The sequence below is a fragment of the Alkalibacillus aidingensis genome (assembly GCF_014595945.1).
Classification (GTDB): domain Bacteria; phylum Bacillota; class Bacilli; order Bacillales; family Alkalibacillaceae; genus Alkalibacillus; species Alkalibacillus aidingensis.
Window position 1 is genome coordinate 105833 of sequence record NZ_JABXWU010000006.1, and the last position, 12934, is coordinate 118766.

Here is a 12934-nt window from a genome sequence, read left to right on the forward strand (position 1 = left end):
TTTGAAATCTTAAGTGGATAAACTAAGAAGAGGAAAGGCAACTTAGCGCTTTCCTCTTTTAAAAAGTTTTAAGCAATTTTTAATCCACGTTCAATTAAAGTTTCGAATTCTTCATTTTCATTTTTTAATGATTCAAGTTCTGTTTTAACTCGATCTATTAGAGAGGAGTGAGGTGAGTTATTTTTAAGTAATTCAAAGATTTCTAATCGTAATAACCAGTCTTTTTGGTGTTTATCTTGTAGTTCTTTAGCTATAGGTTCGAGTTGATTTTGTAAATCAGTTGTTCCGTTTTCACGTATGGTACGTACTTGTGAGTATAATTCGTTAAGCTCTAATTGTTCAGGTTCTGGGATCGGTGTTTCTTGTTCTTCAGCCGTGTGATAATTTTCACCATCTGCTGCACCAGCAAATACAGATAGGATTTCAGAACCGACAGCCATATCAAACGTACCCCATTCAGGTGCGAACAGAATATCATCTCCGTCTTTAACCGAGCAGTCGGTAAATGAGATTAAGATAACTTTATCTTGGTGACGAACGATCTCATTGACCTGGCCAGACACTTGAACTCCCGATTCAAAAATTAATTCAGCACGCTCACCTGTAATTATTCCGAGGTCACTTAGTTCCGACTCAGTTAAATCTTCAAGAGGGGATTCAATTCCTTTAAGCCATCCAATTGGGGAGCCAAAACCATCGGCATGTGTATCAGTGCTGTGTCCTTCAAGTTGTTGATCGTCGACTGCAAGGGCTGTTTTTCCATTCGTTTTTAAGTACTTAGCTTCTCCGTGTTCGTCTTTTAAAATCTCATTGAAAACACCTGTTACTTGTAATCCTGAGCTATAAACAGCGGTTGCTGTGTTAGCGGACCTCACTGCTTTATCTAAGCTTTCTGTTCCACCTTTTACAAATGACATTGTCTTGGCAAATTCTTCAGCTGCATCTAGTAGCTGTTTGAAATCTTTACATACGAAGAGGTGTGGTTGTGGTTTCGTGATATCAAAACCAGTGTTGATTACTTTCTCCATGTCGAACGGTATCTTCTCCACTTGATCACTTAAGGCATTAGCCCCTTCACCGACAGAGGATAAGAGACCTGCTCCGTAGATTTTCGGATCATCTAAGTCACCTACTAAACCGAATTCAACAGTCCACCAATAGAAGCGACCAACGATTTGAGCCTCTGATAGATCAGTAATTTTGCCTTCGCATTCGTTAACTTTTTGTTTCGCAGCCTCAATTTGGTCTTCTGTTGCATCTCCTTTTTCTAAAAGATTGGAATAGGTACGCACGGCTTCAAAGTGGTCATGCTCCTCCTTGGTAGCAAGAGCTTTCATACCAATTTCCCCAAAGCGTTTAACAAAGGCAGAATACTCAGGGTCAGCTAGAATGGGGGCGTGACCAGCTGCTTCGTGGATTATATCTGGTGCTGGAGTGTAAAGTACGTTTTCCAGTTTACGAATTTCATTAACAACAGGTAGAATACCTTTAGCCTGAAATTCAAAAAAGGCTACTCCAGGAATAAACCCATCAATGGTTGCGGCTCCCCATCCGAATGGTGCAAGGCTTTCGTTCATTTCATCGACATTTGGGATCTTTTCAATTGAAATTGATGAAGCTTTTAACCCATCAGTATATGCTTCATGCGCTGTATCCTTCAGTAAATGATGATTTTGACGCATGACGTAGCGCCAAACAGAATGGTTAATTGCTGAATAATAATCATAGTGCTGCTCTGCTGTGTACTTTCTTAAATGTTTGGGCACTACTTTCTTCTCTACCATATTAAATCCCCTCTCTTAATTTTAGCGCTTTTATACTAACACGCTTAAACGCTTTTATTTATTAAAGTTATTAGTTAACTTAACACGGATATCCATTTAATTCAAGTTTTTTTCGATAATTAAATAAGTTAGTTATTCTGATTGAGGGGTCGTTTTTAACATGCCTTGAATTAAAGTTTTCGGATCATGGTCATGGAGGATTAGTTGTTTGTGTTGTTCGTCAACAAATCCTTGTTCTATCATATGATCAAAAAGGGATAATAAAGGGGTGTAGTAGTTATTGACATTAAGCAATGCACATGGTTTTTGATGATAGCCAATTTGTGCCCAAGTAATGACTTCAAACAGTTCTTCTAATGTTCCAGCACCACCAGGTAACGCGATAAAGGCATCAGCCATATCAGCCATCATTGCTTTTCGTTCATGCATGGTTTTGACTACATGTAAGGCAGTTAATTGATGGTTAGCAACTTCCACGGTTTTTAATTTTTCAGGAATGACTCCGATAGCAACTCCGTTATGGTCCATAACACCCTTAGCTACAGCTCCCATCAATCCGACGACTGCGCCACCGTAAACCAACTCAATCCCTTCTTGTGCTAGGCACTTCCCGAGTTCTCTTGCTTTCTCCATATAAATAGGGTTTTTCCCTTCTCTAGACCCACAGTAAACGGCAACCCTTTTCATATAAAAACTCCATTCTGTTTAGTTTGTAGATATAAATATTCATTAACTAGTGTGAATATGTAGTTACTGTATGATGACCTTTATTTTAAATGAATTCTAAAAAAAGGGAAGAAAAAAGTCGTAGTTCCTAACCTCATAATTAGGAACTACTTCTTTTTGTTAATTGCTTGGATGATTTGAACGATAAGTGATAGTAACGCTACAATGAATGACCCAAAAGCAATCGCGATTAAAATATACCCGTATGTTTCCACTAAACTCACCACCTCTATAGTCAGTGCTATCAAAATAAAGTTGTCTACATTATAGAATAAGAACATATGTTCGTAAACTGAACCTAGAGAAAATGTATCGAACGGTCTATTTTTTGCGTAAAAAAGTGACAACTGAGCAATATAAGAATGGTAAGGAATAAATCCCAACGTTTAGTGGGTTTTGACTAGTGGGTATTTTTTACATAGTACGTTTGAAAACGTAATATGTACGATCATTATTAATAAGAAAGGAGTCATGCTTGTGAGTTTAAATGTGACACAAAAATTGATCCAAGAACATTTAGTTTCTGGGGATATGAACCCAGGTGAGGAGATTGGATTAAAAATTGATCAAACTTTAACACAAGATGCAACTGGAACGATGGTGATGTTGGAGTTAGAAGCGATGGGGGTCGAACAGGCGAAAACAGAGGCTTCTGCTCAGTATGTCGATCATAATGTGATCCAAGAGGACTACAGAAATGCTGATGACCATCTATTTTTAAGAAGTGCAGCTAGAAAGTTTGGGCTTTACTATAGTAAACCAGGTAATGGGGTAAGTCACCCGGTGCATATGCAGAAACTTGCTAAGCCTGGAAAAACGTTATTAGGTTCAGATAGTCATACTTGTGCCAATGGTTGTATGGGAATGTTAGCTATGGGTGCTGGTGGTATTGATGTCGCGATGGCCATTGCCGGTGAACCTTATTATATTAAAATGCCTAAAGTGTGGGGTGTGAAACTAACAGGCGAGTTACCTGATTGGGTCAGTGCCAAAGACGTTATTCTAGAAATGTTACGTCGTCATGATGTTAAAGGTGGAGTTGGCAAAGTAATCGAGTATTATGGTCCTGGTATAGATGAGCTATCGGCTATGGACCGTCATGTCATTGCTAATATGGGTGCTGAATTAGGTGCAACTGCAACGGTTTTCCCATCTGATAAGGAGATAAAGAGGTTCCTTAAATCCCAAGGTCGAGTGGATGATTGGAAAGAAATTAAAGCTGATGACGATGCAACTTATGATTTACACGAGGAAATTAATTTATCAGAGCTTGAGCCGTTAATTGCTAAACCATCAAGTCCGGGTAATGTTGTACCAGTTAGTGAGATAGCAGGTGAGCCAATTTACCAGTCTTATGTCGGATCATCAGCTAATCCTGGTTACCGTGATTTTGCAGTGGCTGGAGAAATTGTTAAAGGTAAACAAATTGCTGAAGGGCTATCCTTTGATATTAACCCATCTTCACGTCAAATGTTGACACAATTAGTAAATGAAGGGCATATAGCAAGTTTGCTTTCTGCTGGAGCAAGACTTCACCAAGCTGGTTGTAATGGATGTATCGGTATGGGGCAAGCTCCGGCAACAGGGCGTAATAGCCTAAGAACGACTCCACGTAACTTTCCAGGTCGTTCAGGTACAAGGGAGGATAGTGTGTTCTTGTGTAGCCCAGAAACAGCAGCTGCATCTGCATTAACAGGTGAAATTACTGACCCGAGAACATTAGCTATGAAGTATCCTCGTATTAAAGATGCGGATAAAGTGGAAAATGATCCAGGGATGCTAGAGTCTCCTGTAGATCCAGCTACAGCTCGTGGTCTTGAGCTTGAGAAGGGGCCGAATATTAGCTCTATCCCTAGTATGGAGGCTTTACAAGATAACTTTGAAGTACCCATATTACTGAAGATGGGTGACAATATTTCTACAGATGAGATCTTAGCTGGTGGATCAAAGGTTTTACCTTACCGCAGTAATTTACCGAAGATAAGTACGTTCACATTTGAAATTGTGGATGATAATTATTACGAAACAGCGATGAAGCAACGAGATGAAGGTGGTCATGCAGTCGTAGCTGGGTATAACTATGGCCAAGGTTCAAGCCGTGAACACGCAGCTTTAGCACCAAGGTATCTAGGGCTTAAAGCGGTTGTTGTTAAAGACTTTGCTCGTATTCACTTACAAAACTTAATTAACTTTGGCATTCTACCGTTAACTTTTGTTGATGAAAGTGAGTATGACAAACTAGAGCAAGGGGACGTTCTTCAGTTTGAAAATGTAAGAGAGACCATTCGTCACCACCATGAATTCGAAGTTGGTGTAAAAGACAAATCAGAAAAAATTCGTGTCAGACATGATTTAACTGAACGACACCTGGACATAATATTAGCAGGTGGAATTATCAATTGGATTAAAAACAAACAGGAAAGTGGTGTCTAAATGGGATCACAAGAATTCAGATGTAAAGCATGTGATGGTTATGGCTTACTCATGGATGATGAAGAGTGGCGCTACACATGTACGGTGTGTAGAGGCGACGGATATGTTTCCGAGTTAGAAAGTAATGAGCAAGACCAGGTTAGTGATGTTGATGATATCAATCGAATATTGGACTAAGTAAAGAATAGGCTGTTCTAAAGCCCATAAATAAACAACACACCCATCGTGATAACTAAATATCACGATGGGTGTGTTTTGTCTTTATATGTTTTTTTATATTTTATAAAGAAGGATTTATCATACATTCTAGCGAATGATAAAGGAAAAGGGAAAAATTTGGTGGATAGCAGAATGTATGAACAGGTTATATTCGGCAATTTAAGCCTTGGTGGGGATGGGAAAATTAGGAAATAAGAGGCTTAAAAAACATCATCGAATTTAAAGGAGTGGATACATATGTACTACGAAATTACGATCGTTCAGAAAGGTAATCGTCTTTTCTCAACCGATGCACAGAGCATTCAAAATAAAACGCAACTAAAAAAGATTCTTAATTTATTTAAAGAAAAATTCCCCTTATACGAAGGTTATGAAATTCAAGTTACGGAATTTCAAACAACCGGGAAACGGATTCAAGATATTGAACATTACTTACAAGTGTGATTAGGATGGTCCTAATTTGAGGTGACTGAGTTGACATGGGAAATTCTAAATATTATTGGTACAATGGCTTTTGCTATAAGTGGAGCGATTGTTGCTTTAGATGAAAAGTATGATTTGTTTGGTGTTTATTTATTAGGTTTTACAACCGCATTTGGTGGGGGGCTAATCCGGCATGTTGTGTTAGGGCTTCCAGTATCTGAAGTATGGGAGCAGAGCATGCTGTTTCTGATTGCCTTTATCACCTTGACGCTTTTATTTTTCATCCCGTTCCATTGGTTCTTCAGAGGTTGGGAAAGATGGGGTGCATTCTTCGATGCGATTGGCTTATCGGCTTTTGCGATTCAAGGTGCTTTGTTTGCTGTTTCTGCTGGGTATCCGTTGCCAGCTGTCATCGTAGGCAGTGTATTAACGGGGACAGGTGGTGGAATGCTGCGGGATATTTTAGCAGGTCGTAAGCCACTCGTCCTACACCAGGAAATATACGCAATGTGGGCAGTACTCGGTGCTTTAGTGATTGGATTAGGCTTCGCCGAGACGATGCTTGAATTAATGGCGTTATTAGTGATAATTATTACTCTTCGCATGGTCTCGTACGTTTATAATTGGAGATTGCCGAGTCGGGCCGATTGGCTAAAATTTGTTAAACGAATAAGTAGAAAGTAATAAAATTTTAATAATTACCAACGTTGCCCCGCTTTTGTTTATTTTATAATTGTGTTAAAGGAGTAGTAGTGAATAAGGGGGCGGAACTAATGGCTTGCTCGATTGAATTTTTTAAGCAATTTCCTATTTTTAAGGACTTATCGTATGAGGAGTTATTAGAAGTTGGCAAAATCTCACATCAGAGATCTCTTTCGAGGGGGAAGCGGATATTTAATGAAGGTGAAGAACGTACGGCTGTTTACTTTGTGGTCTCCGGTTTAATCAAAATCTATAAGGTTAGTGAAGATGGGCAGGAGCAAGTGATTAATCTGCTAAAATCAAATGAAATGTTTCCTCACGTTGGTTTCTTTGATGACACTCCCTACCCTGCGACTGCTTTGACATTAACAGATGCAGAGTTAATTGTGGTTCCTATTGAAGGTTTTGAATTGTTACTGTTACAAAAACCACAAATATCCATTAAAGTGATGCGAGTGATAGGAAAAAAACTACTAGCTTTACAAGAACGGATCCAACATATGAGTACACAAACTGTTTCACAACGAACCGTTTCAACACTCATACGGTTGTCAGAGGAATTAGGAGAGGAACGTGAAGATTCGTCTGTTTATGTTAATATACCGATTACCAATACGGATCTAGCCAATATGATTGGTGTGACACGTGAATCTGTCAATCGTACTTTTAATAGGCTTAAGAAAGAAGATATTATGAGTTATAACCGAAGGAAAATTATCATTCATGATTTAGAAAAATTGCAAACATATGAATTCTAAATAAATGGTTCTGAGCACTTTCAAAGGAAAGTGTTCTTTTTTTGTCTAATTTTTTTCAAAAACTGTGAACTACTTCACTGAAACGTCAATCTTTCACGGTGAAAATGTGATCTATATCACATTTTATCACTTAGGTCTTTCGTAATATGTTATTAGAATAAGTGAAGTAGATAGGAGGATTGCTTATGAGCACAAAGGTTAAACCGAAACAATCACAAGGTCAATCAACTAATCAAGTACAGGGTCAATCGCAAGATCATCATGAAGAGCACAAATTGCATGCTACATTTATTGCGGTTTTAGCTGTAGGTGGTTTCATTGTACTTTCGTGGTTAGCAATCTTTTTTATTTTTATGTAAACATAGAGAACTGATAAAGGGAGTGGTTTGATGCACATTCATAAACTTGAAAAGCTTTGGTTAATAATTGGATTTATCACACTTATTGCATTTTTAACTACTGTAGGAATTCAAGCTTTTGCTTCAGACAATCATCACGGGGCGCCAAGTGATTTGACGGTTGTGGACCCAGAGAAAGTTCATGAAACAGAGCCATTTGATGACCCAGGTTTACATCAAATTGGTGAAAATGAGTATGAATTAGTGATGGTTTTAGAATCTTATGGTTTTACACCTAATGAAATCGAAATTCCACAAGGAGCAACAGTCCATTTTAAAATTACTTCAGTAGATGTTGTTCATGGTTTTGAAATTGCGGGGACGACGGTCAACATGATGGCGACTCCAGGACATGTTAACTCAATGACTTATACTTTTGAGGAAAAGGGCAGTTACTTGATTTTATGTAATGAATATTGTGGCACGGGTCACCACTATATGAGCGCAGAATTGGAGGTTATATAAATGGTTAATCAACTAGATTCCAAGTTAAGTTTATATCATTTTTATACAGCGTTTATAGCTTTACTTATTGGTGGTTCGTTTGGTCTACTACAAACACTTGTACGTAGTGAGTCTATTACATTACCAGTTGAGCTTAACTATTATCAAGTCCTAACGGCACATGGTGTGTTGTTGGCTTTAGTCTTTACAACTTTTTTCATATTTGGTTTCCTCTATGCGGGGGTATCCAAAACAACAGGTTCATTTACAAATCGTCGCCGTAAAGCAGCATGGATCGGCTACTTATTAATGACGATTGGTACGATTACAGCTGTTATTTTAATACTTGCTAATCAGGCAACTGTATTATATACATTTTATGCTCCATTACAAGCGCATCCATTTTTCTATATAGCTTTAGCATTAATCATTATCGGAACTTATTTCGCATCTTATGCACTTATTGCTCAGTATAATGGTTGGCGCAAAGAGAATAAAGGAAGTAAAAGTCCTTTATTTGCATTTATGACCGTGGCAACTTTAGTTCTATGGATTATCGCAACCGTTGGAGTCGTTCTAGCAGTTGTACTACAGTTTATCCCTTGGTCTTTAGGTTGGTCAGAAACAATTAATGTTGCATTAAGTCGTACGTTATTCTGGTATTTTGGACACCCACTTGTTTACTTCTGGTTACTTCCAGCTTATATGGCATGGTATATCATGGTTCCAAAAATCATCGGTGGGAAAATCTTTAGTGACTCGTTAGCGCGTTTGGCGTTTCTATTGTTTATCCTATTCTCTATTCCTGTTGGTTTCCACCACCAGTTGTTGGAGCCAGGTATTAGTGAAGGATGGAAATTTGTTCAAGTAATCTTAACTTTTGCGGTCATTCTACCATCATTAATGACTGCGTTTGCGATGTTTGCAACTTTCGAAATTACGGGTAGAGAAAAAGGAGCAACAAGATTATTTGGTTGGGTCAAGAAGTTACCATGGAAGGATGTTCGTTTCTTAGCACCGTTCATCGGTATGTTATTCTTTATCCCAGCTGGTACCGGGGGAATTATTAATGCCAGTCACCAAATGAACCAAGTTATCCATAACACTATTTGGGTCACAGGGCACTTCCATATTACGATTGGTGCTACTGTTATTCTAACGTTCTTTGGTATTAGCTATTGGATTATTCCTCATTTAAAAGGACGTGTATTAACGAATCGTTTAAACAGTCTTGGCATTTATCAGACAGTACTTTGGACTGTAGGTATGTCAATTATGTCAGCGGCTATGCACTTCTCAGGATTGTCGGGTAACCCAAGACGTACACAAGAAACTAGTTATAGTGGTCATGAAGTTGCAGCTTCTTGGGGAAGCTATGAGTTAGCTATGGCTGTCGGAGGAACCCTTTTATTATTCTCTATCTTTTTATTCATTGGAATTATTATCAACTTGGCATTCTTTGCACCAAAAGGTCAAGAAGAGTTTCCAATTGGTGAATCTATGCGTGAAGAGAAGATGCCTAAGCTTCTAGAGAATTGGAAGTTGTGGATTGGTATTGCCATCGTGTTAATCTTATTCGCATATACGATCCCTGTGATTGATATTATTCAGCATTCCCCTCCAGGCTCACCAGGATACAAGTTCTGGTAAAGGTTAATTGAAAGGAGTGTGCTATATGAAAAGGCATGAGTCGTTATATCCTTTATCACACCACCATCATCATGCTCTCGTTATGGCAGTAGATATGTCTAAGGTGGGAACAGATGAAAGTAAGAAATCGTACCGTGACTTCCTTAGAGATCTCATTGAATTTTGGGAAAAGGATGGAGACGATCACTTCATGGATGAGGAAAGGAAGTTAATCCCACTGTATTTAGCATATGGTGAGGAAGTTGACGATGAATTGGTGAAGACAATTTTACACCAGCATGCTGAAATTCGTGGCCTTGTGCATAAATTAAGAAATACGACAGAGAGTCTAACCGAAGATATGCAAAGGCTAGGAAATTTATTAAGTGAGCATGTCCGTCTAGAAGAAAGGCAGTTATTCCCGAAAATTGAAGAGCAAGTTCCTGAAAAGTACTTGTATCAAGCAAACGGCATGTTTCATCGCGATTCGTATAGTGGATTTTAATAAACCATATGAACCTCTTTGCAGTTTGAATGCAGGGAGGTTTTTTTGTAGATAGGGCTGAGTATAAGAAAGTAGTTTCAAAACCAAAATGTCGGGATGGAGAGGGCGAAATGTCCAGTAGCACCGGTCTCAGGCTGATCACAAAATAAAACCCTCGTTCAAAATCTGAACGAGGGTCATTTTGAAAGTTATGCTTTAACTTCTTCTGGTACTTCAAGGCCTAAACCTTCTGCAACACGTCTACCGTAATCAGGGTCTGCTTTATAGAAGTGGCCAATTTGTCTACGTTTAACTTCTTCAATAGTACATTGTCCTAGATGGCCAACGACAGCTTCGATTAAACGATCTTTTTCATCGTCACTCATTAGGCGATACAAGTCACCGGCTTGAGTATAGTGGTCATGATGGTCATAAGCGACACTATCGGCTTGACCATATACTTCAAATGGGTTTAATTTAGTATCTGGATCTTCTTTTGGTAGTTCGTCATAACTGTTAGGTTCATAGTTATACCTACTACCACCATTATCATCAACACGCATATAGCCATCGCGTTGATAGTTACTTGTACCGTTGATCGGACGGTTAATAGGGATCTGTTCATGGTTGACACCTAAACGGTAGCGATGGGTATCTGAATAAGAGAACAAACGTCCTTGTAGCATCTTATCAGGTGATGCCTCGATTCCAGGTACAAAGTGAGCTGGTGAGAATGCCGCCTGCTCAACTTCTGCAAAATAGTTTTCAGGATTACGATTTAGTACCATTTTACCGACTTCAATACGTGGGTAGTCTTTCTTAGACCAAGTTTTCGTTACGTCGAATGGATCAAAACGGTAATCCTTCCAATCTTCATATGGCATGATTTGAACATATAGAGTCCAAGAAGGATAGTCACCTTTATCAATTGCATTAAATAAATCTTCTGTATGATAATCAGGGTTTTCACCAGCAATTTCGGTAGCTGTAGCTTCATCTAGACCTTTAACCCCTTGGTCACTAATGAAATGATACTTCACCCAGAATGCTTCTCCATCTTCATTAACCCATTTAAATGTATGGCTTCCATATCCGTTCATGTGACGGTAAGTAGCAGGAATCCCGCGATCACCATGTAAGTATGTCACTTGGTGTAGAGATTCTGGTGAATGACTCCAGAAGTCCCATACCATATTTTTATCTTTTAAATGAGTTTGTGGATTACGTTTTTGTGTATGGATAAAGTCAGGGAATTTAATCGCATCACGAATGAAGAAAATAGGAGTATTATTTCCTACTAAGTCATAATTCCCTTCTTCTGTATAAAATTTAACGGCAAAGCCACGAGGGTCTCGTACGGTATCTGCAGAGCCAAGTTCACCTGCAACTGTTGAAAAGCGAATGAACATCGGAGTACGTTTACCTTTCTCACTTAAGAAATCAGCTTTTGTATACTTAGAGATCTCATCATTAGTCACTTCAAAATAACCGTGTGCACCCGCACCTTTTGCGTGTACTACACGCTCTGGGATTCGTTCACGGTCGAAGTGAGCAAGTTTTTCTAGTAAGTGAACATCTTGAATTAATGTAGGGCCACGTTGACCTGCTGTAATAGAATTTTGATTATCGCCAACTGGAGCACCACTTGATGTTGTTAAACGGTTTTTCTTTTGAGACATGGATTAATTCCTCCTTCAGAATTAAGATTACATAATAATAATAACTAAATTATATAGATTTGTAAATTAAAATGATTATAATTTGAGAAGGTAGAATTCTTAATAGATAAGTAGTTTATAATAGACGGAATTTTTAGAAAAAGTTCCTCTATTACTATATTACAACCTATATGTGATTTTGGCTAACGATATGCTTAGGACTGTTAAATAGCGACCTAAAAAGTAAAAAAAGCGCAACCGATAAAGGTTACGCTCGCTTAGCGATAGCTTCTATTTCGACTTTAACATCTTTAGGCAGGCGACTCACTTCAAAGGCTGCGCGTGATGGGTAAGGTTCCTCAAGAAAACTAGCATAAATATCATTCACTTTAGCAAAGTCATCCATAGAATTTAATAGAATCGTTGTTTTAACAAGATTAGTATAATTCAGACCAGCTTCTTGTAAAATAGCGCCTAAATTTTTCATAACTTGTTTAGCTTGTTCTTCAACATCGTCACTAATAATCTCCATAGTTTTAGGGTCAAGTGGAATTTGCCCGGAGATGAATACTAGGTTGTCCACTTCGACTGCTTGCGAATAGGGACCAATTGCTGCCGGTGCGTGCTCAGTTGAATATACTTTCTTCATTAACGACACTCCTTTCATTTACTCATATATTAGCAAATTTTTGCATTAAAATAAATTCTCGTTTTTAAGTTTCTGAATTTTTGATATAATTTGGACAGTTAGGAAATTTATTGGCATTTTACGGTTTTATATGCTCAAGGAGTTAAGTTAGGACAATTATAGGAGGGGATTGCTTTATTTAAAGAGTATTATAAAGACCCGGAAAAAACGAGTGCAACTTACCGTGGAGAGTATTACTTAACGGGAGACCAGGCAAGTAAAGATGATGACGGCTACTTTTGGTTTGAGGGTCGAAGTGATGATATCATTATTAGTTCTGGTTATACGATTGGCCCTTTTGAAGTGGAAGATGCTTTGGTCAAACACCCAGATGTGCAAGAGTGCGCAGTTGTTGCCAGCCCGGATGAGGTAAGAGGGGCAATTGTTAAAGCGTTTGTTGTCGTCAAAGATGGGGTTTAGTGGAGTTCTAATTAACGATAAGAGAGGTAGAGGAGTCATTTCGGTTAATTAGTGGAGTCATAAGGTGTACCTTTGTTACTTAAGGATCGTTCAATATTGAACGACTCTAAGGCTTCGTCAATTAATGCGTTTTTAAATTCGCTTCCACGATCGGTGTGAAACATTTGA

14 protein-coding genes and 2 pseudogenes are annotated in these 12934 nt (G+C 38.5%); 10 read left to right on the forward strand and 6 right to left on the reverse strand.

Annotated elements, in window-relative coordinates; genetic code table 11:
• Positions 1–68: 68 nt before the first annotated feature.
• The 3 genes from HWQ49_RS10405 to HWQ49_RS14850 form a co-directional block, all read right to left on the reverse strand.
• Complete coding sequence (locus tag HWQ49_RS10405) at positions 69–1784, reverse strand: aromatic amino acid hydroxylase (RefSeq protein WP_188207552.1); 1716 nt, start codon at positions 1782–1784, stop codon at positions 69–71.
• A gap of 132 nt (positions 1785–1916) precedes the next feature.
• Positions 1917–2471, reverse strand: coding sequence for an LOG family protein (locus tag HWQ49_RS10410; protein ID WP_188207553.1), 555 nt, complete (start codon positions 2469–2471; stop codon positions 1917–1919).
• Positions 2472–2617: 146 nt separating this feature from the next.
• Entirely contained in the window at positions 2618–2725 is a 108-nt protein-coding gene (locus HWQ49_RS14850) for a putative holin-like toxin (protein ID WP_188207554.1), read from the reverse strand.
• Between the two features lie 262 nt (positions 2726–2987).
• Here HWQ49_RS14850 and HWQ49_RS10420 point away from each other — a divergent pair, with 262 nt between their 5' ends.
• The 9 genes from HWQ49_RS10420 (at position 2988) to HWQ49_RS10460 (ending at position 10021) form a co-directional block, all read left to right on the forward strand.
• The gene (locus HWQ49_RS10420) at positions 2988–4943 is read left to right on the forward strand and encodes an aconitate hydratase (RefSeq protein WP_188207555.1); all 1956 of its coding nucleotides are present in this window, start codon (positions 2988–2990) and stop codon (positions 4941–4943) included.
• Entirely contained in the window at positions 4944–5120 is a 177-nt protein-coding gene (locus tag HWQ49_RS10425; protein ID WP_188207556.1) for a hypothetical protein, read from the forward strand.
• A gap of 279 nt (positions 5121–5399) precedes the next feature.
• Complete coding sequence (locus HWQ49_RS10430) at positions 5400–5606, forward strand: hypothetical protein (RefSeq protein ID WP_188207557.1); 207 nt, start codon at positions 5400–5402, stop codon at positions 5604–5606.
• Between the two features lie 30 nt (positions 5607–5636).
• On the forward strand, positions 5637–6269 hold the full coding sequence (locus HWQ49_RS10435; protein WP_188207558.1) for a trimeric intracellular cation channel family protein: 633 nt from the start codon (positions 5637–5639) through the stop codon (positions 6267–6269).
• Positions 6270–6358: 89 nt separating this feature from the next.
• Positions 6359–7045: a Crp/Fnr family transcriptional regulator gene (locus HWQ49_RS10440; protein ID WP_188207559.1), complete on the forward strand. Its 687-nt coding sequence runs from the start codon at positions 6359–6361 to the stop codon at positions 7043–7045.
• 185 nt (positions 7046–7230) lie between these two features.
• Positions 7231–7404, forward strand: a complete 174-nt coding sequence (locus HWQ49_RS10445; protein ID WP_188207560.1) for a cytochrome c oxidase subunit 2A — start codon at positions 7231–7233, stop codon at positions 7402–7404.
• Between the two features lie 30 nt (positions 7405–7434).
• A complete protein-coding gene (locus tag HWQ49_RS10450) occupies positions 7435–7908 on the forward strand; it encodes a cytochrome c oxidase subunit II (protein WP_188207561.1) in 474 nt (157 codons plus the stop codon).
• Complete coding sequence (locus HWQ49_RS10455; RefSeq protein ID WP_188207562.1) at positions 7909–9537, forward strand: b(o/a)3-type cytochrome-c oxidase subunit 1; 1629 nt, start codon at positions 7909–7911, stop codon at positions 9535–9537.
• A gap of 25 nt (positions 9538–9562) precedes the next feature.
• Positions 9563–10021, forward strand: a complete 459-nt coding sequence (locus tag HWQ49_RS10460; protein ID WP_188207563.1) for a hemerythrin domain-containing protein — start codon at positions 9563–9565, stop codon at positions 10019–10021.
• 188 nt (positions 10022–10209) lie between these two features.
• Here the strand turns inward: HWQ49_RS10460 and HWQ49_RS10465 are convergent, their stop codons facing one another.
• Both HWQ49_RS10465 and HWQ49_RS10470 read right to left on the reverse strand, forming a co-directional pair.
• The gene (locus tag HWQ49_RS10465; RefSeq protein ID WP_188207564.1) at positions 10210–11679 is read right to left on the reverse strand and encodes a catalase; all 1470 of its coding nucleotides are present in this window, start codon (positions 11677–11679) and stop codon (positions 10210–10212) included.
• Positions 11680–11926: 247 nt separating this feature from the next.
• On the reverse strand, positions 11927–12307 hold the full coding sequence (locus HWQ49_RS10470; RefSeq protein WP_188207565.1) for a RidA family protein: 381 nt from the start codon (positions 12305–12307) through the stop codon (positions 11927–11929).
• Positions 12308–12478: 171 nt separating this feature from the next.
• Between HWQ49_RS10470 and HWQ49_RS10475 the strand changes: the two are divergent.
• Positions 12479–12763: pseudogene (locus HWQ49_RS10475) on the forward strand (AMP-binding enzyme); the annotation flags it as partial.
• Positions 12764–12819: 56 nt separating this feature from the next.
• Here the strand turns inward: HWQ49_RS10475 and HWQ49_RS10480 are convergent.
• Positions 12820–12934, reverse strand: a pseudogene (locus tag HWQ49_RS10480) (IS3-like element IS655 family transposase); the annotation flags it as partial.

Coding starts and splice junctions, on each gene's coding strand:
- HWQ49_RS10460 (WP_188207563.1), top strand. CDS start 9,563: ATGAAAAGGCATGAGTCGTTATATCCTTTATCACACCACCATCATCAT.
- HWQ49_RS10410 (WP_188207553.1), bottom strand. CDS start 2,471: ATGAAAAGGGTTGCCGTTTACTGTGGGTCTAGAGAAGGGAAAAACCCT.
- HWQ49_RS10465 (WP_188207564.1), bottom strand. CDS start 11,679: ATGTCTCAAAAGAAAAACCGTTTAACAACATCAAGTGGTGCTCCAGTT.
- HWQ49_RS10405 (WP_188207552.1), bottom strand. CDS start 1,784: ATGGTAGAGAAGAAAGTAGTGCCCAAACATTTAAGAAAGTACACAGCA.
- HWQ49_RS10470 (WP_188207565.1), bottom strand. CDS start 12,307: ATGAAGAAAGTATATTCAACTGAGCACGCACCGGCAGCAATTGGTCCC.
- HWQ49_RS10455 (WP_188207562.1), top strand. CDS start 7,909: ATGGTTAATCAACTAGATTCCAAGTTAAGTTTATATCATTTTTATACA.
- HWQ49_RS10445 (WP_188207560.1), top strand. CDS start 7,231: ATGAGCACAAAGGTTAAACCGAAACAATCACAAGGTCAATCAACTAAT.
- HWQ49_RS10425 (WP_188207556.1), top strand. CDS start 4,944: ATGGGATCACAAGAATTCAGATGTAAAGCATGTGATGGTTATGGCTTA.
- HWQ49_RS10440 (WP_188207559.1), top strand. CDS start 6,359: ATGGCTTGCTCGATTGAATTTTTTAAGCAATTTCCTATTTTTAAGGAC.
- HWQ49_RS10430 (WP_188207557.1), top strand. CDS start 5,400: ATGTACTACGAAATTACGATCGTTCAGAAAGGTAATCGTCTTTTCTCA.
- HWQ49_RS10450 (WP_188207561.1), top strand. CDS start 7,435: ATGCACATTCATAAACTTGAAAAGCTTTGGTTAATAATTGGATTTATC.